Raw genomic sequence first — 23,739 nt, forward strand, 5'->3', positions numbered from 1 at the left:
CCAATGTTAAATACTTTATATTCCGGAAATCGTCTTCGTGTAGACTTCTCTAAAACCCCTCAGCAAATTGAAGTACCAAATTTATTACAACTACAACAAAGCTCATATAACAAGTTTTTAATGCTTGAGGAAAAAGATAGATCACAAAGTGGTGTTGAAACAGTTTTTCAATCAGTTTTCCCTATTCATGATACTCAAAACAGATTAACTGTTGAGTATATTGATAGTGAAGTTGGAAAGCCTAAATATACGGTTAGAGAGTGTATGGAGCGTGGTCTTACATACGCAGTTAGCTTAAGAATGAAAACACGTCTTGTTCTTTGGGATAGAGATGAAAATACAAAAGAGAAATTAGGTGTAAAAGATATCAAAGAGCAGAGTATATTTGTTCGTGATATTCCACTTATGACAGAGAGAACTTCATTTATCATCAATGGTGTTGAGAGAGTTGTTGTAAATCAGCTTCACCGTTCACCAGGTGTTATCTTTAAAGAAGAAGAATCAACTACTTCAGGCAATAAACTAATATATACTGGACAGATTATTCCAGATCGTGGTTCATGGCTCTATTTTGAGTATGATCCAAAAGATATTCTTTATATGAGAATAAATAAGCGTCGTAAAGTACCAGTTACAATCATGTTCCGTGCTCTTGGGTACTCTAAACAAGATATCTTAAAACTTTTCTATCCGATACAAAAAATAAGTTTAGTAGATAACAAATTCTTGATGCCATTTAATCCAAACGATTACTCTACTAGATTAACATATGATTTAGTTGATAAAAATGGAAAAATACTTTTAGCTTCAGGGAAAAGACTATCTGCTAAAAAAGCACAAAGTTTTATTGAAGAGGGCCTAAAAGAGGTTGAGTATCCTCTTGAAGTTCTTTTAGATCGTTATTTGGCAAATCCTATAGTTGATCCTGAAACTGGCGAGATTCTTTTTGATGCAATGACACGAATTGATGAAACAAAACTTAAAAAATTAAGCGAAATTGGTATTAAAAACTTTAGTATAGCAAATGATTTGGCCGATGGTGTGGATAGTTCAATCATCAATGCATTTAATGCTGATGCCGATTCACTAAAACTGCTAAAACAGACTGAAGGTATTGAAGATGAGAATGATCTCTCAGCTATTCGTATCTATAAAGTAATGAGACCAGGCGAACCAGTAACGAAAGAAGCTGCAAAGATTTTTGTAAATCAGCTTTTCTTTGATCCAGAGAGATATGATTTAACAAAAGTTGGTCGTATGAAAATGAATCATAAATTAGGGTTAAATATTCCTGAATATATAACAGTTTTAACTCATGAAGATATTATTGAATCTGTAAAATATGTTATTAAAGTTAAAAATGGCCAAGGACATATTGATGATAGAGATCACCTTGGAAACCGTCGTATCCGTTCAATCGGAGAACTTTTAGGTAATGAGCTTCATAATGGTCTTATTAAGATGCAAAAAGCTATTCGTGATAAACTCTCAACTATGAGTGGACCTATGAATGAGCTTATGCCTCATGACCTAATAAACTCTAAAATGATTACTTCAACAATTATGGAGTTCTTCTCAGGTGGACAACTTTCACAGTTTATGGATCAAACAAATCCACTATCTGAAGTAACACATAAACGTCGTCTATCAGCTCTTGGAGAAGGCGGTCTTGTAAAAGAGCGTGCTGGCTTTGAAGTGCGTGACGTTCACCCTACTCATTATGGTAGAATTTGTCCGATTGAGACTCCTGAGGGGCAAAATATTGGTCTTATAAATACTCTCGCTACTTACTCAAAAGTAAATGAGCATGGATTTATTGAGGCTCCATACAAAGTTATGAGAGATGGAAAGATAACTGATGAGATTGTTTATCTAACTGCAACTCAAGAAGAGGGCAAAAAGATTGCAGCTGCATCTAATAAGCTAGATAAAGATGGTCAGTTTATAGATAAAATGGTTGTAACTAGAGTTGATGGTGAAATATTACACCGCCCTGTTGGCGAATGTAGCTATGCAGACCTATCTTCTCATATGGTTGTAGGTGTTGCTGCTTCACTGATTCCATTCTTAGAACATGATGATGCAAACCGCGCACTAATGGGTTCGAACATGCAACGTCAAGCAGTGCCTCTTATTAAACACGAAGCACCGATGGTTGGAACTGGTGTAGAAAAACTTGTTGCTCGCGACTCTTGGGAGTGTGTAAAAGCAAGACGTTCAGGTATTGTAGAAAAAGTTGACGGAAAACATATTTACGTTATGGGAGATGATGATGGAGAAATCTATATAGATTACTATCCATTACAAAAAAATCTTCGTACTAACCAAAATACTGCATTTGGACAAAAACCAATTGTTAACGTTGGACAAAGAGTTGAAATTGGTCAAATAATCGCTGATGGTCCAAATATGGATCAAGGAGAATTAGCACTCGGTGTCAATGCCATGGTAGCGTTTATGCCTTGGAATGGATATAACTTTGAGGATGCTATCGTAATCTCTGAGAGACTTATCCGTAAAGATGCTTTTACATCTGTTCATATTTATGAAAAAGAAGTTGAAGCAAGAGAGTTAAAGCATGGTGTAGAAGAGATTACTCGTGATATTCCAAACGTAAGAGATGATGAGTTAGCTCACTTGGATGAGAGTGGTATTATTAAAATCGGTACAAACGTTACTGGCGGTATGATACTAGTTGGTAAGGTTTCTCCAAAAGGTGAAGTTAAACCAACTCCTGAAGAGAGACTCCTTCGCGCAATATTTGGTGAAAAAGCTGGACATGTTATAAACAAATCTCTCTACTGTCCTCCTAGCATGGAAGGTGTTGTAGTTGATGTTAAAATCTTTACAAAAAAAGGTTATGACAAAGATGCTCGTACACTGGAGCTTGAAAAAGAGGAGCGTGATTATTTAGAGCGTGAGCACTATGATAGACTTCTTATGATTGACAAAGAGGAGATGTTAAGAGTTACAAAACTTCTTACAAAAGAGCCTCTTATAAATGATATAAAAATTGGAAATACAAGCTATAAAACTGGCGATATAATTAACGGTGCTGATTTAATAGAAGTGAATCGTTTTGCTATGAATGCTATTATAAAATCATTTAGCGAAGAGATTCAATCAGAGTACAACAAAACTAAAAATTATTTCCAAAAAGAGAAGAGACTTTTCCGTGATGAGCACGAAGAGAAGTTAAATATCTTAGAAAAAGATGATATTTTACCAAACGGTGTTGTAAAACATGTAAAAATATATATTGCTACAAAACGTCAACTAAAAGTTGGTGATAAAATGGCAGGACGTCATGGAAATAAAGGTATCGTATCTACAATAGTTCCTGAAGTTGATATGCCTTACATGGAAGATGGAAGAAGTGTGGATGTTTGTCTAAACCCACTTGGTGTTCCATCTCGTATGAATATCGGGCAAATCTTAGAGATGCACCTTGGTATGGCTGGTCGTGAACTAGGACACCAAATTACAAAAGAGTTTGAATCAAAGCAAAAAGATTTTATAAAAAATTTACGCGCTAAAATGATTGAAATAGCTGATGTTGCACAAATGATGAACGCAGCTAAAACTCTTGGAGATATGAGTGATGAGCTATTGTTGCATCATGCTCGTGACTGGTCAAGAGGAGTTAAATTTGCATCACCGATATTTGAGGGTGTAAATGCAGTAGAGTTTGAAAAGCTTTTTGCTCTTGCGAAAATGGATTCAGATGGAAAAACTACACTCTATAATGGTTTGACAGGTGAAAAAATTAAAGAGCGTGTAAACGTTGGTTACATGTATATACTTAAACTACATCACTTAGTTGATGAGAAAATCCATGCTCGTTCAACTGGACCATACTCTTTAGTAACTCAACAACCTGTTGGCGGTAAAGCGCTATTTGGTGGTCAAAGATTTGGAGAGATGGAAGTTTGGGCACTAGAAGCTTATGGGGCTTCAGCAGTTTTAAAAGAGATGTTAACTATCAAATCAGATGATGTTGATGGTCGTGTTCGTGCATATAAAGCGATTACAAAAGGTGAATTGGTTCCAGAATCTGGTATTCCTGAAACACTATTCGTATTAACAAAAGAGTTGCAATCACTTGCTCTTGACGTAGAAATATTTGACGAGGTAGAAGATAATGAGTAAATTAGTACCTATTGAAGTAACAGAAGATAGAAGACCAACTGATATAAAACAGATACAGTTTCGTTTGGCTTCTCCTGAAAAAGTGATGTCTTGGAGTCACGGAGAAGTAAAAAAACCTGAAACTATTAACTATCGCACACTCAAACCTGAGCGTGATGGACTTTTTTGTGCAAAAATATTTGGACCAGTTAGAGACTATGAGTGTCTTTGTGGTAAATACAAAAAAATGCGTTATAAAGGTGTTGTGTGTGAGAAGTGTGGTGTTGAAGTAACAAGCACAAAAGTTCGCCGTATCCGCATGGGGCATATAGAACTTGTAACTCCAGTAGCACATATTTGGTATGTGAGTTCATTACCTTCTCGTATAGGTACTCTTTTGGGCATAAAGATGAAAGATCTTGAGCGCGTACTGTATTATGAAGCGTATATAGTTGAGAGCGGTGGTGAAGCATATTATGATGCAGAAGCAAAAACGCCAGTACTAAAATATGACGTATTGAATGAAGAGCAGTACCGTACTCTTGTATCTAGATTTGGTGAACTTGGTTTTAAAGCTCGTATGGGTGGAGAAGTTGTTCGCGATCTTCTTGATTCTATCGACTTGGTTGATTTATTTACTCAATTAAAAGAAGATATTGAACTTACAAAAAGTGAAGCAAAAACAAAAACTATAGCTAAGAGACTAAAAGTAATCGAGTCATTTTTAAATTCAGGAAATAACCCTGCATGGATGATGCTTACAGTTTTACCTGTTCTTCCACCTGATTTGAGACCACTTGTAAGTCTTGATGGCGGTAAATTTGCTGTTTCAGATGTAAATGACTTATACCGTCGTGTTATTAACCGTAACCAACGTCTTAAGCGTCTTGTTGAGCTTGAAGCTCCAGAGATTATTGTTAGAAATGAGAAGCGTATGCTTCAAGAATCAGTTGACGCACTATTTGATAATGGTCGTCGTGCAAATGCAGTTAAAGGTGCAAACAAGCGCCCACTAAAATCTTTAAGTGAAATCATTAAAGGTAAACAGGGACGTTTTAGACAAAATCTACTTGGAAAACGTGTTGACTTCTCTGGTCGTACTGTAATCGTTGTTGGACCATCTCTATCTATGGATGAGTGTGGATTGCCTAAAAAAATGGCACTAGAGCTATTTAAGCCACATTTGATTGCTAAACTTGAAGACAAGGGATATGCGACAACTGTTAAAGCTGCGAAAAAGATGATTGAAGATAAAACTAATGAAGTTTGGGAATGTTTAGCAGAGATAGTTGATGGCTATCCAGTATTACTAAACCGCGCACCAACACTTCATAAGCTTTCAATTCAAGCATTTCACCCTAAGTTGATAGATGGAAAAGCTATACAACTTCACCCTTTAGTTTGTGCTGCATTTAATGCCGACTTTGACGGTGACCAGATGGCTGTTCATATACCTCTAAGTTCTGCTGCAATAGCAGAAGCAAAAGTGTTGATGTTGGCTTCTATGAACATTCTTCTTCCTGCATCAGGAAAGGCTATTGCTACACCTTCACAAGATATGGTTCTTGGAATTTATTATATTACTTTAGAGAAAAATGGAGTAAAAGGGTCTAATAAACTTTTTGCAAACGTTGATGAAGTAAGAATAGCGATAGAACACGATTCACTTGATATTCATGCAAAAGTAAGAACTCGTGATGAGGGTAGAATTATTCATACAACAGCTGGAAGAATGCTGTTAAAAGCAATTCTTCCTGATTTTGTTCCATCAGAACTCTGGAATAGAGTTATGAAGAAAAAAGCTATAAATGAAGTAGTTGACTACGTTCAAAAACATGGTGGAATAGGCATTACAGCTGGATTCTTAGATAGACTTAAGAATTTAGGATTTAAACATGCTACAGAAGCTGGTGTTTCTATATCTATCGATGATATAAAAATACCTGCTACAAAAGAAGCAAAGATTACAGAATCAAAAAGTAGAGTTTTTGAGATTCAAAAACAGTTTGAAGCTGGATTGTTAACAGAACAAGAGAGATATAATAAAATTATTGATGTTTGGACTGATACAAACAATACTCTAGCAACTCAGATGATGGAGCTAGTTCAAACAGATAAATCAGGCTTTAACTCTATCCATATGATGGCAGACTCTGGTGCGCGTGGTTCAGCTGCACAAATTCGTCAGCTTGCTGGTATGCGTGGACTTATGGCTAAACCAAGTGGTGAGATTATTGAAACACCAATTATCTCTAACTTTAAAGAGGGACTAAATGTTGTTGAATACTTTATTTCAACACACGGTGCTAGAAAAGGTCTTGCCGATACTGCACTTAAAACTGCAAATGCGGGTTATCTTACTCGTAAACTTGTTGACGTTGCTCAAAATGTCAAAATAGCTGAACACGATTGTCATACACATGAAGGTATAGAAATTAGTGATATTAGTGATCAAAATACTCTAATCGAATCTCTAGAAGATAGATTAAATGGTAGAGTTTTAGCTGATGATATAATTGATCCTATAAGCAATGAGATACTTTTTGCAGAGGGAACACTTCTTGATGAAGTTAGTGCTAAAGTTATAGCAGAAGCTGGAATTAAGACTGCATATATCAGAACACCGACAACTTGTAAGAGTGAAAATGGTATCTGTGCACTATGCTATGGTGTTAACCTAGCAACTGGTCAGATAGTTCGCACAGGAGAAGCGGTTGGTATTATCGCTGCTCAGTCTATTGGTGAACCTGGAACTCAGCTTACTCTTAGAACATTCCACGTTGGTGGAACTGCAAGTTCAACTGCTCAAGAGAGACAAGTTATAGCTGAGAAAGAGGGCTTTATTCGTTACTATAACTTAAAAACTTATCTTTCAAAAGAGGGTAAAAATATAGTAGCAAATCGAAGAAATGCAGCTGTTCTTTTAGTTGAACCTAAGATCAAAGCTCCATTTAGTGGACGTGTTGAAATTCAAACAGTACATGATGAAGTAATTATTAGCGTATCATCAGCTAAAGATACTGTTCGCTATGTGTTACGTAAAAATGAGATTGCTAAACCAAACGAATTAGCAGGTGTTGGCGGACAAATCGAAGGAAAATACTACTTCCCATATGAGAGTGGTTCAGAAGTTAAAGAGAATGAATCTATTGTTGAGACAATAAAAGATGGCTGGAACGTTCCAAGTCGTATCCCATATGCTTCTGAAGTTTTAGTTGCAAATGGTGCACCTGTTACTCAGAAAATTCTTGCTAAAGAGGATGGTGTTGTTAAATACTTCCTTCTTAGAGGTGACTATTTAGAGAGATTTGAAGGACTTAAATCTGGCTATGAAGTAGTTGAAAAAGGTCTTTTTGCAACTGTTGTAGACTCAAATAATCGTGAAGCAGTACGTCACTATATAGCTCGTGGTTCTATTATTGTAACAGAAGATGATGCTACAGTTGATCCAAAAACAGTTATTGCTAAACCAAAAAGTGATGAATCAACCGTGATAGCAGAGTGGGATCCATATTCTAATCCTATTATTTCTGAGACTAGTGGTACAGTAAAATTTGAAGATATTATTATTGGAACAACGGCAACTGAGCAGTACGATGAGTTAACTGGTAAAACACGTTTAATGATTAGTGATCATGTTCCTGCTGAATATAAACCAACAATCGTACTTGCTAGTGAAGACGGAGAGCTATTAAGATACCAAGTTCAATCAAAAACTTCTATATATGTAGAAGATGGAGCAAAAGTTAAAGTTGCTGATGTTATTGCGAAGATGCCAAAAGCGCTTCAAAAATCAAGCGATATTACTGGAGGTCTTCCTAGAGTAAGTGAACTTTTTGAGGGTCGTCGTCCAAAAGCAACAGCACTAATTTCTGAGATAGATGGTGTAGTATCATTTGGAAAATCTCTAAGAGGCAAAATCAGAATAATGGTTGCTTCAGACAATGGGATTATAAAAGAGTATTTTGTTGATAAATCACATAGTCCAGTTGTAAATAGTGGTGATTTTGTTCACGCTGGAGAGAGATTAACATCTGGTATTATCTCTTCACATGAGTTACTACGTATTATGGGTGTTAAAACACTTTATAACTACCTAGTAAGTGAAGTACAACAAGTATACCGTTCTCAAGGTGTTAACATTTCGGATAAGCATATTGAGGTTATCTTTACTCAGATGCTAAGACAAGTAAAAATTCTAAAATCTGGTGATACTAAGTTTATTGAAGGTGATTTAATCTCTAAAGTTAAGTTTGCGCTAGAGAATGAAAAAATTATCAAATTAGGTGGCCGTCCAGCTATTGCCGAGCCATTCTTAGTTGGTATCACAAGAGCTGCTGTGTCAGCTGATAGTATTATCTCTGCTGCATCATTCCAAGATACTACAAAAGTATTGACAGAAGCTGCTGTAAGTGCTAAAGTTGATGATTTAAATGATCTAAAAGAAAACGTAATTATTGGTCGTACTATTCCAGTTGGAACTGGTATTTATAAAGATCAAGAAGTTATGTTTAATTACAATTAAATAAAAATTTACTTAGAGACCTCATGAAGGTCTCTAAGCCCGTATGCACTTCTTCTATAATTCCACAAATAAAAAACTATATATTAATTTATTCTTAAAATAAGCTAACTTTAATCACAATTTATATAATATTACGCGTCTATAACTCCCTAAAATTTAGCGAGTTAAATTCTACTGGAAAAATTAAGTAAAGGAATTGTATGCCTACAATTAATCAATTGATTAGAAAAGAGCGCCAAAGAGTGGTTAAAAAATCAAAATCACCTGCTCTAGTATCATGTCCACAACGTCGTGGAGTTTGTACACGTGTTTACACAACTACACCAAAAAAACCTAACTCGGCTTTGAGAAAAGTTGCAAAAGTTCGTTTAACTTCTGGTTTTGAAGTTATTTCATATATCATGGGAGAGGGTCACAACCTTCAAGAGCACTCAATAGTTCTAGTTCGTGGTGGTCGTATTAAAGACTTACCAGGTGTTAAGTATCATATCGTTCGTGGTGCATTAGATACTGCTGGTGTTGCTAACCGTACTGTTTCTCGTTCTAAATATGGAACTAAGAAACCTAAAGTTAAAAAATAGTCCCAAGCTTTTAAGCTAAAAAAGAAAATAGCACAGGATATGCCTTGAGTGGTATATTTTGAGTAAATTTAAAAAAAAATTGAAGTAAGGAAAATTACAAATGAGAAGAAGAAAAGCTCCCGTTCGTGAAATTATGCCAGATCCAGTTTATGGAAGCAAAGTTTTAACGAAATTTATAAATAAAATTATGTATGATGGTAAAAAATCAACAGCTGAGAAAATCATATATAGCGCAATGGATATCATTAGTTCTCGTGGAGAAAAAACTGGTATAGATACTTTTAATGAAGCAATCGAAAACATTAAGCCTATTATAGAAGTTAAGAGTCGCCGTGTTGGTGGTGCAACTTATCAAGTTCCAGTAGAAGTGCGCCCAGTGCGTCAACTATCTCTAGCAATTAGATGGTTAGTTGATGCTTCTCGTAAAAGAAACGAGAGAACAATGGCTGAGAGATTAGCAAATGAATTAATGGACGCGTCATCTGATAAGGGTAACGCATTTAAGAAAAAAGAGGATACTTACCGTATGGCTGAAGCAAATAAAGCATTTGCTCACTATCGCTGGTAATAGGAAAATATTATGGCAAGATCACATAAACTAGAAGACGTAAGAAATATCGGTATTGCCGCTCATATCGATGCAGGTAAAACAACAACAACAGAGAGAATCCTTTTCTATACTGGTCGTGAACATAAAATCGGTGAAGTTCATGATGGCGCTGCTACTATGGACTGGATGGAGCAAGAGCAAGAGCGTGGTATTACTATTACTTCTGCTGCAACTACATGTGAATGGGCTGGAAAGCAAATTAACATTATAGATACTCCAGGCCACGTTGACTTCACTATCGAAGTTGAACGTTCAATGCGTGTTCTTGATGGTGCAGTTTCTGTATTTTGTGCAGTTGGTGGTGTTCAGCCACAGTCTGAGACAGTTTGGAGACAAAGAAATCGTTATGGCGTACCATCAATCGTATTTGTTAACAAAATGGACAGAACAGGCGCAAATTTCTATGCAGTTGAAGAGCAAATTCGTACACGTCTTAAAGGTAATCCAGTTCCTATCCAATTACCAATTGGTGAAGAAGAGCGTTTCGCTGGTATAGTCGATCTTGTAAAGATGAAAGCTATTGTTTGGGATATAGATGCTGCTATGGGTTCAAATTACCATGTAGAAGAAATTCCTGCTGATATGCTAGAAAAAGCTGCACAGTATCGTGAAAAAATGATTGAATCTATCTCTGAAGTAGATGGTAACGAACACCTTGCCGAGAAATATTTAGAGGGTGAAGAGTTAACTGAAGATGAGATTATTGCAGGTATTAAAGCTGCTACAATTGGTATGCATATCGTTCCAATGACAGCTGGTACAGCATTTAAAAACAAAGGTGTTCAAACTCTTCTTGACGCAGTTGTTGCTTACCTTCCTGCTCCAACTGAATGTGCTGCAATCAGAGGAACAATGATGGATGATGAGGAGCAAGAAGTTATTGTTCCATCAACTGATGATGGAAAATTTGCATCATTAGCATTTAAAATCATGACAGACCCATTTGTTGGAACATTGACATTTATTCGTGTTTATCGTGGATCACTAGAAGCTGGATCGTTCGTTCATAACTCTACTAAAGATAAAAAAGAGAGAATTGGGCGTATAGTAAAGATGCATGCTATCAAGCGTGAAGAGGTAAAAGAAGTTTATGCTGGAGAGATTGCAGCAGTTGTTGGATTAAAATACACAACTACTGGAGATACTTTATGTTCAGAAGATGATAAAGTAATTTTAGAGAGAATGACATTCCCTGAGCCTGTTATCTCTGTTGCAGTTGAGCCAAAAACTAAAGCTGACCAAGAAAAAATGGGTCTTGCATTAGGTAAACTTGCTGCTGAGGATCCATCTTTTAGAGTTCATACTGACGAAGAAACAGGACAAACAATTATTTCTGGAATGGGTGAACTACACCTTGAAATTCTTGTTGACCGTATGAAACGTGAGTTTAAAGTAGAAGCTGAAGTTGGTGCGCCACAAGTTTCTTACCGTGAGACTATTAGAGAAACAGTTAACCAAGAGTACAAATATGCTAAGCAATCTGGTGGTCGTGGAGCATTTGGACATGTGTATCTTACTATTAAGCCAGGTGATGCAGGAACAGGTTTTGTATTCCACAATGAAATCAAAGGTGGGGTAATTCCAAAAGAGTATATCCCTGCGGTTGAAAAAGGTTGTGCTGAAACTATGAGTAACGGTGTTCTTGCTGGTTATCCTATGGAAGATATTGATATCACTCTTTATGATGGTTCATACCATGAAGTTGACTCTAATGAGATGGCATTTAAACTTGCTGCTTCAATGGGATTCAAAGAGGGTTGTAGAAAAGCAAAACCTGCTATCTTAGAGCCTCTTATGAAAGTAGAAGTTGAAGTTCCTGAAGATTATATGGGTGATGTTATCGGTGACCTTAACCGTCGTCGTGGACAAGTTACAAATATGAGTGATAGAAGCGGAAACAAAATTGTTGACGCATTTGTTCCTTTGGCTGAGATGTTTGGTTATTCAACTGACCTTCGTTCTGCAACTCAAGGGCGTGCTACATACTCTATGGAATTCGATCACTATGAAGAAGTTCCAAGAAATGTATCTGAAGAGATCATTAAAAAGAGAAATGGTTAATATAACTAAATAATACTTCTTTATGAAGTATTATTTCTCTTTAGAACGCAAAAAAACTCTCCTACTTTTTATTTTTATTTTTTAAAAAAATTATAAATTTTATAATTAATCTCACAAAACCAATCAAAATATAAATGCCAGATGTCCAGAGCAGAGGATGTATAAAGTTCCCTTTTTCTGTCATAAGATTTATTCTAACAAGTGGTGAGCTAAGTAAATCTGAGTGCTGTAAAACAGAGAGCACCAACAATATAGCCAAGAAATAGATGAGTTCAGTTGTTATTTTTTTTATCATAGTGAAATTATAATAAAAAAAATAAAAATATTATTGTTTTATGAAATAATTTATCTATAACCAATATGCATCTTCATTGAGCTCTGGCCTATCCTGAAGAGTTAAATATGGTGTGTAGTGTGCTTTATATGCAAGTGAAGGACACTCTTTTACATAATATCCAAGATATATCCACCTCTTGTTACTATTTCTTGCAAAGAGTATCTGATTGTAAAGAGATACTCTTCCAAGTGAGTATTTAGAGTACTCGGGGTCGTAGTAGAAGTATATAGATGAAATGCCATCATGAAGAACATCAATAAGATCAACTCCAATTAACGTACCTTCATAATAATACAATACTTCATATCCAAAATCGTGGTGCCCATCTACAAATGAGCTATAGTAACTTTGAGCAGAAGATGGCGTATATTCCCATCCTTTTTTATCTTTCATAAAAAGATGGTATTTATCAAAAAGTTCAAGATGGGCTCTGCTCATAGTTGGCTTTTGTATATAGCTTTTAATGGTTGATGCTTTTTTTAAAACCTTTTTTTGAGAAGAAGAGAAGTTAAAATTATTGACATCAATTTTTATACTTTTACACTCATCACATCCGCTGCATACTGGTCTAAAGTACATTTTTCCAAATCTTCTATATCCTCTTTCTATTAGTTCTTGGCAAAAAGAGATAGAACAATCATCAATTACTTTGTAGTGAGTTGTCTGATTTTTGCCGTCTAAATAAGAACAATTATCATTTGTTTTAAATTCTTTAAGTATATTCATACAAGAAGTTTGACATAATTTAGTTTATAAAAAGGCAAAAAAATGAGAGAGATTTTTATTAAATATAAAGTAGTTATTTTTAGAGTTGTAGGTATTTTTATGCTTCTAATTGGTTTTGTACTCTTCTTTTGGATTGCGCCAAAAGAGGGTATTAGTGAAAATGAGATAGCTTTAGCCAATGTTGCTAGAATGGAGGCGAGTGTAAAAGGTGGCTCAGGAGCTAGTTCAAAACAGAGTCAAAAACCTGATGGAACAAAGTTTATGGAAGAGCTTCAAAATTCTCAACAACAACAAATAGAGCATTTACTTATAGCGAGTATGGTATTTGGAGCACTTTTCTTGGGGTATAGTTTTATTGCTAAGCCTAAGAGCGATTCTGAGCTATAAGCACATCCTCAATCATCTTATCAATATCTCCATCTAGTATAGCACTCACATTTGAGTAAGCTATATTGCTTCTTGTATCTTTAATCTGTTGATATGGTTGCATTACATAAGAGCGTATTTGGTGCCCCCAACCGATTTCGCTTTTTGCAATACCTGCAATTTCTGCTTTTTGATTTTCAAGTTCCAACTCATAGAGTCTTGATTTTAGCATTTTCATAGCAGTAGCTCTATTTTTATGCTGACTTCTGTCGTTTTGACACTGTACAACTACATTAGTTGCTATATGTGTTATACGAATGGCAGACTCTGTTTTGTTAACATGTTGCCCACCAGCACCGCTTGAACGATATGTATCTACTCGGATATCTTTATCTTCAATTACTATATTTATGTCATCATCAACTTCAGGCGAGACCATTACAGAACTAAAAGATGTATGTCTTTTCGCGTTAGAGTCAAATGGAGAGATACGCACCAGACGGTGGATACCATTTTCTGCTTTTAGATAGCCATAAGCATTTTCTCCTGAGATAAGCAAAGAAACATCTTTTATACCTGCTTCATCACCAGCTTGATAGTCAAGAAGTTCAACGCTCCATTCACGTCTCTCGGCAAATCTTTTGTACATTCTAAGAAGCATAGAAGCCCAGTCTTGGCTCTCTGTTCCGCCAGCTCCAGGGTGAATTGAGAGGATAGCATTATTTCCATCAGTCTCTTCACTTAGAAGTACTTCAATCTCCATTGTACGGATAAGCTCTTCGATAAGCTCTGCACCGCTAAAACACTCTGCGATTAAATCATCGTCATTTTCATCTTTTGCCATCTCATAAAGCTCTCTAGCATCATCAATAGCATTTTTTGCGAGGTTGTATTTTTTTAGTTTTCGCTCACATTGAGTTTTCTCTTTTTGAATCAAAGCCGCATTTGCTGCATCATTCCAAAAATCTTGAGAGTTTTCAAGCTCGTTAATTTCACTGAGTATTTTATTTAGTTTTTCAGGCTCTACAACACCTGTGATATTGCTCATTTTTTTTGAGAGATTTTTTAAAAGTTCTGTATATTCGTAGTTATCCATAAAATTTGTCCAATAGTGTATAATTGCGCGATTATATTAAATTGAGGCTTAAAATGAAGATTATCTCTACACCCATAGAGCTAAAAGAGTATCTTAAAAATGAGAACAGCTCTATCGGTTTTATACCAACAATGGGCGCTTTGCATGAAGGTCATATCTCACTTATCAAAAAAGCAAAAGAACAAAATGAGCTTGTTATTGTTTCTATCTTTTTAAATCCTACACAATTTTTAAGGGGTGAAGATTTAGACAAATATCCTAAAAAAGATGAAGCCGACAAACAGATATGTAAGCTTTGCGGAGTTGATATACTTTTTTTTCCAAAAACAGATGATATTTACAGCTCGGATGAAGTATCACTTCTTGCTCCAAAGGTTAGAGGATATGTTTTAGAGGGGGAGAGTAGACCAAGCCATTTTAACGGCGTCTTAACGGTTGTTATGAAACTTCTAAATATCGTAAGTCCAACAAGAGCTTACTTTGGAAAAAAAGATGCGCAACAGCTAAACCTAATCTCTTTGATGGTTAAGCAATTTTTTATGAGTGTAGAGATTGTTGCGGTTGATACGGTTAGAGAAAAAGATGGGTTGGCTCTTAGCAGTAGAAACGCGTATCTAACGCCATTACAAAGAGTTGAAGCGCTAAAAATATCTACATCTTTACGGAGTGCTACTGCTATGGTTATGCGAGGTATTCTTGATTCAGAACTTATAGTGGCAAATATGAGAGAGATTTTATCTCCGCTAGATATCTCGTATGTTGCTATTTTAAATAGGGAGTTTACTCAAATAAGTAAAGTAGAATTAGGTAATAGCGTTATCTTAGTGGAGGCTAGCGTCGGGAACACTAGGCTGCTCGATAATATTTGGCTTTAAGTAGCTCTCTTCAACCAATAAATCAATAATTTTTTTATAGACAGGTACGGCAGTTTGTGCCGCAAACTGGCTCTTTTTTGGTTTTATAACAATAACACCGATTGTGTATTTGCTTTTTTCATCATTTGCAAATCCAATAAAGGCTGTGTTATATTCATTAACATATCTTCCCTCTTCAACTATATGAGCAGTTCCAGTTTTACCGCCAATTTCAAGCCCATCTGTTTTAGCTTTTGTTCCAGTTCCTTCATTGACAGTTTTGATTAGAATATCTTTCATTCTTTGTGCGGTTGATGTTTTTATAACTTGAATCTGCTCTTCATTTGGTATAAGAATTTCTCTTTTGTAGTTGTCTATAAAGGAGTGGACTATTTTAGGCGTTACAATTCTTCCGTTGTTGTTAAAAGCGCTATATGCACGAATGAGTTGCATAAGGTTTACGCGTATACCGTACCCATAAGAGCAGGTTGCTTTGTAGATTTCGTTATTTAACTGCATTGCACTTGGAACTGAGCCAATTCTCTCATATACTAAATCTGGAGTTGAAGCTTTAGAGAAGCCAAAATCTATAAGACCTTGATTGAAATCCCCACCAGAGAGCTTTTGTGCTAGTTGAGCGATACCAACATTGGATGAGTGAACAATGATGTTTTCTGCACTTATCCAATCAAATTTATGCTCATCTGTTATAGTTTTATTTCCAATAGTATAACGTCCATGATGACCGTTTATCATATCATATGGGTTAACAAGTCCTTTATCTAACAGAAGTGAAAAAGTAACAGTTTTTATAACACTCCCTGGCTCAAAACTATACTCAATCATAGAGCTATTTAGTGATGGATAGTCACTCGTTTTTATCTCTTTTGGAAGAAATCTGTTTGAACTTGCCATAGTGAGAATTTCTCCAGTTGATGAGTTCATAACAGCTATCATAATCTCTTTTGCACGAAGATCTTCTTGCATCATATCTAACATTTTTTCAACTCTTATCTGAAGAGAGACAGGGATATTTAACTTTACATCAAGTCCATTAATCTCTTGTTTTGTAAAGCTGTTTTTGTTTAATATGATGTAGCTGTTGACATCTCTTAGTCCTTGGCTTAGCTCGTCTTGTTTTGCTTGTAGCTCATTTTCAAATTTTTTCTCTAAACCTTTAACACCCTTAACATAGGTATACCCATCCTCTTCTACTTTATGAGGATATCCTATGATAGGGGTTAGAAGCTTATCATAGGCGTACTCTCTACTCTCTCCGCTCTCTATTATGCTAAGCCCGTGAAGTGACGTTTTTCCAGTTATTGGATTTTTTCTCTCTATAAAAACTTTTAATCGTCTTAGTTCGTATGATAGCTGTTTAAGATACTGTGCTTGTTTTTGAGGAATGTTATAGCTAAGAACAACAACACCTTTTTGGCGTAGTCTTTTCTCTATCTCTTTTGGTTCCATCTCGGAGTATATACTAAAGAGTTTTACAAATAAATCTGCTTTTTTTGAATCAATATAGTGTGTATTTACGATAGCTTTATAGAGTTTTACAGTTGTTGCGATATGAAAACCATCAGCACTTATGATAGCGCCACGAGTTGCTTTTGATGTATTTTTTGTATAAAGAGATGGAAGGTCACGAGGTTTTAGTGTATTTATAAGCATTACAACTAAAAAAAGTAAAAAACCTGCAACAAGCAGAGCATAGAGTATAAATATTTTTTTGCTTTTATTTTGGCTGTTCATACTTTTTATTATCTTACTTTTTTAAAAAGTATTATAGCTGAGTCCTACCTAATTCTTTGTATGCACTTAGTGCTTTATTTCTAATTTCAAGCATTAGTTTCATGCTTGTTTCAGCTTTTCCAATAGCAAGAGCTGCTTGATGAAGGTCTTTAACCTGTCCAGTAGCCATGTCACCAAGGGCTGCTTCGCTGTTTTGTTGAAGTTCATTTACTTCATTGATAGCAGATTTTAAATGTTTGGCAAAATCTTCGCCACCACCACTTTCAATCTTGCTTTTTTGTTTTAACAGTTCGGCAGATGATACGCCTGAAATTCCATCAATTGGACTCATAATTTTCCTCTATTATTTATTGTAACAACGAAATAGCGCTGTTTGCTATGTTTTTTGAACTCTCAAATGCAGCTACATTTGCCTGATAACTTCTAGTAGCTTCTACTAAATCGGCCATTTCTATAACTGGATTAATATTTGGGTAGGCAACATATCCATTTGCATCAGCATCAGGGTGTGCTGGGTCGTACTTTTTTTGAGGCTCTTTGTCATCACGTGAGATTTTATCAACAACTACACTCATTATAGCAGGATTGACTCTCTTACCAAATTCACCCTCATTTAATGGGTCTTGATATTTTGCACTCTCAGTCATGCCACTTAGAGCTTTGTTGAACTCTTGATTAAAATCTATCGCTTTAAAGACAACCTCTTTTCTTCTGTATGGTCCGCCTTCATCAGTTCTGGTTGTTTGTGCGTTTGCTATATTTTGAGATATGGTATTTACACGAACACGTTGAGCAGATAGTCCATAACCGCTAATATCAAAACTATTTAAAAAATTTGACATCCCTTAATCCTTAACTTATTTTTGAAGAGGCTTCTATAACGCCCTTAAATATACCAGAATCTTTTTTCATAGCGCTGACTAAAGCGTTGAACATGATAGAATTTTTACTCATCTCAGTAGTCTCAACGTCTAAATCAACACTGTTTCCATCATTTCTAGCCATATGTCCATCTCTGAAGAAAGTTTTAGCTTTTGTGTTGTCTGGCTCATCCCTTAGAGCTATATGTGCAGAGTCTGTTTGAGCTAAAGATAGTTTAGCAGAGGATAAATCTAAAATCTTGGCTTTTTGCTCTGCTAAAGTGTTTTCAAAACGAATATCTCTTGGTCTATAGTAAGGAGTATCAGCATTTGCGATATTTGAAGATATCATATCTTGACGAATAGCTCTATAATCAAGCGCTTTTGCAGCAAGTGCATGAGTAGCAGAAACTTCAATGCTCATAAAAACTCCTTCTTTTTGGTGTTATAAGCAAATAGAGTTCCAAAATGGGTTTTTCTTTATTTCTTATTTTCATTTGCATTAGTGTATAATAACTCATGGCAAAAATAGATGAAATAAAAGCACATATAGATTGGCTCAAAGAGTTGTTTAAGATTTTTGTAACTATTTTAGTTGCAGATATTGCAGGTGTATCAAAACTCTATTTAGATGGAGATATCAACATACTTTTCTATTCTGGTGTAGTTCTTATTATAGTTTTATCAGCTATAGCGTCTATAACATCTAAAAAAATAGAAAAACATATCAAAGAATTGGGAGATTTATAAGATGGAACAACTACTTATCATTATTGCATTAATAGCTGTTATTTCTACTTTTTCATATACTGTTTTGATAGCAAAATAGAAAAAGAGATAGAGAAGCTTAAAAAAGATGAATGACATTATTTCGATATTGTTTCCAATAGGTGCAATTTTAGCTGCTGTTTTTGCGTTTGTGGCGTACAAAAACCACTGGAAGATAGCGGGTACTTATAAACTTTGACTCCTGCGCGTATGCATTCCATCTCGGGAGAGGTGGAACGAGAAAAAGTTCCAAGTTATATGCCAATAACATTAAGCAACAATTAATCTTATATGCTTCATAATGTTTGCTAAGGTTATTTGGGTAACCCAATTTTTATTTATATAAGGAGTTCTTATGAAAAGAGCTGGTTTTACAATGATAGAGTTGATTTTCGTTATCGTTATTTTAGGTATTTTAGCGGCGGTTGCACTTCCTAAGTTTGTTGGTGTTTCTGAGCAAGCAAAAGTTGGTAAGTTGCAGGCTTATGTTGGGACATTAAATAGAACTGTTTTGCCGTCATATTGGAGTAATTCCATGATGGGTGGGAATAAAGGATCATTAACAGCAAATGGTCTTGATCTAACTAGTAAGATTAATGCTGATTTAACTCCGCCAGATGGAATGACAGCAGACTTTTCTAGTTTAGCAGCAGCATCTTATGATTTTAATGCCACTACAGTAAGTGGAACAGGTGTTGTTGCTTCAAAAAGTTATAATGGTGTTGCTTATAGTGTTGTTTGTAAAGATGGAAATACTTCAGTTTCGCCTATGTGTGATTTATTTAATCCAGAAACTAGTAAGTATATGCTTCATAGCAACTTATAAAAGATTCTTCCCTCGTTCCCAAGCTCCTGCTTGGGAATGCATATATAAAGTAGTCATTTTCAAGCTGTTTTAGAACAGTTTTAAAATTACTATTCTTAAGGTTTTTTATGAAATTCTCTCGTGCTTTTACCATAATAGAACTTGTATTTGTTATTGTAGTTCTTGGTATTTTAGCGAGTATTGCTCTTCCAAAATTTGCAAGTACAAGAGAGATGGCAGACTTGGCGAAAGGTCGTGCGGATGTGGCAACGATTCGTGCTGCTATCGTAAATGAGAGATCGGAACAAGTTATAAAAGGTGTAAACACATATATACCAAAATTATCTCCGTTGACTACTTCTACAACACTTTTTACAGGTAATGGAGCAGGTAGAACTCTGCTCTTATATGGTTTAAGAGCAGGAACATCTTCTGGTGACTGGGCTATAACAAATGACACTACATACACATTTAGAGTTGGTAACACAGATACAACTTTTACATATGATTCAAATAATGGAGAGTTTACCTGTACAGGAACTGGTAACTGTAACGCTTTAGTTGATTAGAAATTAAGTTTTAACAGGTATCTTTTTAAAATTGTATTACTATAATATATCGCTTATAAACTCCCCGCTAGAGCCTCTGACTTACCAGAGTAAAAACCATCTTGCTATTGGCACAAAAGTAACTGTTCCTATGCGCAGCAAAGAAGTTGAGGGTGTCGTTGTGGGGGTGTGCGATAAGCCTTCTTTTGATTGTATTGAGATTTTAGAGAGTAGTGGATTTTGCTACTCACCAAAGCAACTTGAAATAGTAACTTTTATGGCTTCTTACTACTTTTGTTCGCTTGGCGAATCACTTGGGGTGATGGTGCCGTATGAGTGTGGTATGCATTCCCACGCGGAGCATGGGAACGAGAGTGAAGAAGAGAATCTTTTGGTTGATGCGATTATAGATAAAGAGATAGAGCTCTCTTTAAAACAGCAAGAAGCCTTAGCGTTTTTAAAAAAACATAAAGTCTCACTTCTTTTTGGCGATACAGGAAGTGGAAAAACAGAGATTTATATGCGTTACTTTCAAGAGATGCTTCAAATAGGCAAACGTTGTATATTTTTAATGCCAGAGATTTCACTTACTCCACAAATGGGCAAACGTCTAAAGGTTCACTTTGGCGATAGTATTGTTATGTGGCACTCTAAGCTAACTCCTTTGCAAAATAGAAAAGCACTTGAGTCAATCTATAATGGAGAAGCTAAAATTATCGCTGGTCCTCGTTCAGCCCTTTTTTTACCAATAGAAGATTTGGGTCTGATAGTTGTTGATGAAGAGCATGATGATAGTTACAAGTCATCCTCTCGCCCTAGATATAACGCCAGAGATATAGCTATATATATGGGCAAACTTTATGATGTCAATGTAGTTTTGGGTAGTGCTACACCTAGTGTTGGAAGCTATGCAAAGTTTCCTTTTTTTCGTCTTCGGGGTGGTTATTTTAACTCTTCTAAGGAGTTTGTATATGAGAGAGGTGCCGAGAGTTTATCCCCTCTTGTGATGGATAATTTAAAAAAAAGTTTAGATAAAAAAGAACAGGCGATTCTTTTTTTGCCAACTAGAGCAAATTTCAAGTATCTGATTTGTCAAGATTGCGGACATACTCATAAGTGTGCGTTTTGCAGTGTAGGTATGAGTATACACCAAAAAACACGCTCTTTAAGATGTCACTACTGCAATTTTGCTCAAGCAATTCCTCAGGTTTGCTCAGAGTGTAACAGTACCAATCTTGTAAGTACTAGACTTGGAACGGCAGAGGCTGTAAGTGAGTTGCAAGAGAAGTTTGGCGAGTTTAAAATAGGGCAGTTTGATAGAGACGTTATTACAACTTCAAAAAAACTCTCAACAATGTTAAAGAGCTTCAATGATAGAGAGGTAGATATCTTAGTTGGTACGCAGATGCTAAGTAAAGGGCACGACTATCATGGGGTAACTTTAGCAGTTGTTTTAGGACTTGACAACATACTCAACCAGAGTGATTATAGAGCGAGAGAAAAAGCCCTCTCAACGCTTATTCAAGTAGCTGGGAGAAGCGGTAGAAAAGAGAGTGCAGTTGTTTTAGTTCAGACATTTAACAAAGAGTTCTTTAGCTCTTATGTTGATAGATATGAAGATTTTTTAGAAGATGAAAAAGGTTTCAGAGAAGAGCTATACCCGCCATATAAAAAGTTATGCCGTATCCTCTTTTCTCATAAAAACGGTATAAAAGCACAAAATGCCATGAATGAGATGCAAGAGAGATTGCGTAGTTTTACAAATGTTGAGATTGTGGGTTATAAAAAGTGTGCTATTGAGAGAGTAGCAGATAAATACAGATTTGAGATACTTCTGCGTGCTGATAAAAGTACCGACATCATCAAAGCAGTTTTAGCGTGTAGAAACTCTTTAGCGGAGATAGATATGGATCCTATCGAGTTTGGTTGATATTATCAAAAAACCAATAAAAGGCTAACATAACACCAGTTGTTTTTTGGTAGCTCTCATTAAACATAAACTCTTTTGCTTCTTTTGTAGGGATATAGACAACCTCTATGTTTTCCTCTTCTAAACCACCGCCTTCATCAATCTTCATAGAGTCATCACACTCTGCATAGTAGAGCGTTTGATGTGTCCCAGAGATGCCAACACTTGTGTAAAAAGAGCTTATTTTTTGCAAACTCTCAACAGTGATATCAAAACCGCACTCCTCTAAAACCTCCTCTTTTGCTATCTGCTCAAGCGAAGTCTCTTTATCTACAATACCAGCGCATAGCTCGTACATCATGCCATCGTTTTGATTTTTATTTAAAACGGTTGCGCGCAGCTGTTTTACAAGTATAAACGCATCATGGGATTTGTGCCAAAGCAAAATAGCTACACTGTCATGCGCTACTACTGCTTCCCACCTTCTTATTACTCCCATAAAAGAGTAGTTTATGAGAATTGGTTTTATAAACCTTGGATTTTCAAGAGTTTGAATCGAGTCTATTTTGTACACTATTTTCCTCTTCAAAAAAGTAACAAACATTCTCAGGCATAGAAGTTCTTATAAATTTTGTATCATTCGTAACGTGTAGATTGATGCTCTCATCATAGTTTGACTTTAGTTTTAAAAATGCAGCTTTCTCTTTAGCTGAGATTTTTTTAGTAGCAACTTGAACAACGCGAAGAGGATCAATCGCTTGACCATCTTTGTATAGACCAAAGTGAAGATGAGGTCCAGTTGAGAGTCCTGTACTTCCTACATAGCCTATTACTTGACCTTTTTTGACGCTACTTCCGTTGTTAACGCCTTTTCTAAAAGAGTTTTGGTGTGCGTATAGAGTAAGATAACCATCACTGTGCTGTACTTTTGTGAGATTTCCATAACCACGTGTTGTGCCTAAAAATACAACTCTTCCATCTCCAGCAGCAAGGATAGGAGTACCGCGTGAGGCAGCATAATCAACTCCCAAATGGGCGCGGTATTTTTTTAAAATCGGATGAAATCTTCTTTTTGTGAAAGTAGAAGATATTCGAGCACTCTTTACTGGATTTGCAAGGAAAAAGCCTTGAAGTTCACTTCCCTCTTGATTGTAGTAACGCTCATCACTATTTAGATAGATATAGTTTTTTTTGCCACTCATCTCTATCATCGATGCTTTAAGAGTAGGCATTGAGAAGGGTTTTCCAAGGCGATACTTTTGCTCATATATCATTGCAAGGGTATCGCCTTTTTTTAAATCTCTCTTAAAATTAAGTGAGTTTTGAAACCCAGACACAAATATCTTTGCAAGTTTTTTCGAGCCTGTTTCTCTTAAAATATCCAAGTAAGGAGAGTTCTCAATTTTTATGATAAAAGCTTCTGTTTTTGTTTCACTTATAATCGGAATTGTTTCAAAAAAGTATTCGTCGTTATGTTTGTAGATATGGATTTGAAGTTCATCATTTAATGGAATAAATGCTTGAGCTATTGATTTGTCTTGGTTGTATGTTGCCTTACAGTGAACACCTGTTAGTATCTCTTCACTAAGCTGTCTCTCGTCTTCATCTAAGTTATAGTATAGAGTTTTTAGGGGAAGATTGTTTTTTTCTAAAAAAGAGAGGTATGTTTCGCCATTATCCCAACGAAACGTTTCAACACGGGCGCCAAATAGAGAACTTGCTAGTAATAAAAAAATAAAAAATTTTGCCATATATAAAACCAAATCATAAATTTTGAAAATAATGCCAAAACTTTAACAAATTTTGCCTT

Annotated in this window: 19 protein-coding genes; 11 read left to right on the forward strand and 8 right to left on the reverse strand. The window is 35.7% G+C overall.

The window, feature by feature from the left end:
* The first annotated feature begins 3 nt into the window (after window positions 1-3).
* The 5 genes from rpoB (at window position 4) to fusA (ending at window position 11,905) form a co-directional block, all read left to right on the forward strand.
* A complete protein-coding gene (gene rpoB, locus AC6H33_RS01600) occupies window positions 4-4,149 on the forward strand; it encodes a DNA-directed RNA polymerase subunit beta (RefSeq protein WP_497605227.1) in 4,146 nt (1,381 codons plus the stop codon).
* Entirely contained in the window at window positions 4,142-8,653 is a 4,512-nt protein-coding gene (gene rpoC / locus AC6H33_RS01605; RefSeq protein WP_497605228.1) for a DNA-directed RNA polymerase subunit beta', read from the forward strand. The genes rpoB and rpoC overlap by 8 nt, the downstream gene beginning before the upstream one ends.
* Window positions 8,654-8,853: 200 nt before the next feature.
* On the forward strand, window positions 8,854-9,234 hold the full coding sequence (gene rpsL / locus AC6H33_RS01610; protein ID WP_497605229.1) for a 30S ribosomal protein S12: 381 nt from the start codon (window positions 8,854-8,856) through the stop codon (window positions 9,232-9,234).
* A 100-nt stretch (window positions 9,235-9,334) separates the two neighbouring features.
* Entirely contained in the window at window positions 9,335-9,802 is a 468-nt protein-coding gene (rpsG, locus tag AC6H33_RS01615; RefSeq protein ID WP_497605230.1) for a 30S ribosomal protein S7, read from the forward strand.
* A gap of 12 nt (window positions 9,803-9,814) precedes the next feature.
* A complete protein-coding gene (gene fusA, locus AC6H33_RS01620; protein ID WP_497605231.1) occupies window positions 9,815-11,905 on the forward strand; it encodes an elongation factor G in 2,091 nt (696 codons plus the stop codon).
* Between the two features lie 349 nt (window positions 11,906-12,254).
* Here the strand turns inward: fusA and AC6H33_RS01625 are convergent, their stop codons facing one another.
* Window positions 12,255-12,968, reverse strand: coding sequence for an arginyltransferase (locus tag AC6H33_RS01625; RefSeq protein WP_497605232.1), 714 nt, complete (start codon window positions 12,966-12,968; stop codon window positions 12,255-12,257).
* 42 nt (window positions 12,969-13,010) lie between these two features.
* Here AC6H33_RS01625 and AC6H33_RS01630 point away from each other — a divergent pair, with 42 nt between their 5' ends.
* A complete protein-coding gene (locus AC6H33_RS01630; RefSeq protein WP_497605233.1) occupies window positions 13,011-13,355 on the forward strand; it encodes a hypothetical protein in 345 nt (114 codons plus the stop codon).
* On the opposite strand, the gene prfB is transcribed toward AC6H33_RS01630, so the two are convergent.
* On the reverse strand, window positions 13,333-14,430 hold the full coding sequence (gene prfB, locus AC6H33_RS01635) for a peptide chain release factor 2 (RefSeq protein WP_497605234.1): 1,098 nt from the start codon (window positions 14,428-14,430) through the stop codon (window positions 13,333-13,335). The genes AC6H33_RS01630 and prfB overlap by 23 nt on opposite strands.
* Window positions 14,431-14,483: 53 nt before the next feature.
* Between prfB and panC the strand changes: the two genes are divergently transcribed.
* The gene (gene panC / locus AC6H33_RS01640) at window positions 14,484-15,305 is read left to right on the forward strand and encodes a pantoate--beta-alanine ligase (protein ID WP_497605235.1); all 822 of its coding nucleotides are present in this window, start codon (window positions 14,484-14,486) and stop codon (window positions 15,303-15,305) included.
* Here the strand turns inward: panC and AC6H33_RS01645 are convergent.
* The 4 genes from AC6H33_RS01645 to flgB are packed head-to-tail and all read right to left on the reverse strand — an operon-like array spanning window position 15,252 to window position 18,323.
* Entirely contained in the window at window positions 15,252-17,039 is a 1,788-nt protein-coding gene (locus tag AC6H33_RS01645; RefSeq protein WP_497605236.1) for a peptidoglycan D,D-transpeptidase FtsI family protein, read from the reverse strand. The genes panC and AC6H33_RS01645 overlap by 54 nt on opposite strands.
* 31 nt (window positions 17,040-17,070) lie before the next feature.
* Window positions 17,071-17,370, reverse strand: a complete 300-nt coding sequence (gene fliE / locus AC6H33_RS01650; RefSeq protein ID WP_497605237.1) for a flagellar hook-basal body complex protein FliE — start codon at window positions 17,368-17,370, stop codon at window positions 17,071-17,073.
* Window positions 17,371-17,386: 16 nt separating this feature from the next.
* On the reverse strand, window positions 17,387-17,881 hold the full coding sequence (gene flgC, locus AC6H33_RS01655; RefSeq protein ID WP_497605238.1) for a flagellar basal body rod protein FlgC: 495 nt from the start codon (window positions 17,879-17,881) through the stop codon (window positions 17,387-17,389).
* A 10-nt stretch (window positions 17,882-17,891) separates the two neighbouring features.
* Window positions 17,892-18,323, reverse strand: a complete 432-nt coding sequence (flgB, locus tag AC6H33_RS01660; protein ID WP_497605239.1) for a flagellar basal body rod protein FlgB — start codon at window positions 18,321-18,323, stop codon at window positions 17,892-17,894.
* Window positions 18,324-18,418: 95 nt separating this feature from the next.
* Here flgB and AC6H33_RS01665 point away from each other — a divergent pair, with 95 nt between their 5' ends.
* The 4 genes from AC6H33_RS01665 (at window position 18,419) to AC6H33_RS01680 (ending at window position 21,950) form a co-directional block, all read left to right on the forward strand.
* Window positions 18,419-18,649 (forward strand): hypothetical protein, encoded by a 231-nt coding sequence (locus AC6H33_RS01665; protein ID WP_497605240.1) that lies wholly within the window; start codon window positions 18,419-18,421, stop codon window positions 18,647-18,649.
* Between the two features lie 373 nt (window positions 18,650-19,022).
* Window positions 19,023-19,493, forward strand: a complete 471-nt coding sequence (locus tag AC6H33_RS01670; protein ID WP_497605241.1) for a type II secretion system protein — start codon at window positions 19,023-19,025, stop codon at window positions 19,491-19,493.
* 107 nt (window positions 19,494-19,600) lie between these two features.
* The gene (locus tag AC6H33_RS01675) at window positions 19,601-20,041 is read left to right on the forward strand and encodes a prepilin-type N-terminal cleavage/methylation domain-containing protein (protein WP_497605242.1); all 441 of its coding nucleotides are present in this window, start codon (window positions 19,601-19,603) and stop codon (window positions 20,039-20,041) included.
* A gap of 31 nt (window positions 20,042-20,072) precedes the next feature.
* Window positions 20,073-21,950: a primosomal protein N' gene (locus AC6H33_RS01680; RefSeq protein ID WP_497605243.1), complete on the forward strand. Its 1,878-nt coding sequence runs from the start codon at window positions 20,073-20,075 to the stop codon at window positions 21,948-21,950.
* On the opposite strand, the gene AC6H33_RS01685 is transcribed toward AC6H33_RS01680, so the two are convergent.
* Together AC6H33_RS01685 and AC6H33_RS01690 are read right to left on the reverse strand one after the other, a co-directional pair.
* Window positions 21,934-22,503: an NUDIX domain-containing protein gene (locus AC6H33_RS01685; RefSeq protein WP_497605244.1), complete on the reverse strand. Its 570-nt coding sequence runs from the start codon at window positions 22,501-22,503 to the stop codon at window positions 21,934-21,936. The genes AC6H33_RS01680 and AC6H33_RS01685 overlap by 17 nt on opposite strands.
* Window positions 22,472-23,680, reverse strand: a complete 1,209-nt coding sequence (locus AC6H33_RS01690) for a peptidoglycan DD-metalloendopeptidase family protein (protein ID WP_497605245.1) — start codon at window positions 23,678-23,680, stop codon at window positions 22,472-22,474. The genes AC6H33_RS01685 and AC6H33_RS01690 overlap by 32 nt, the downstream gene beginning before the upstream one ends.
* Window positions 23,681-23,739 lie beyond the last annotated feature (59 nt).

It is taken from the genome of Sulfurimonas limnophila (assembly GCF_059705345.1).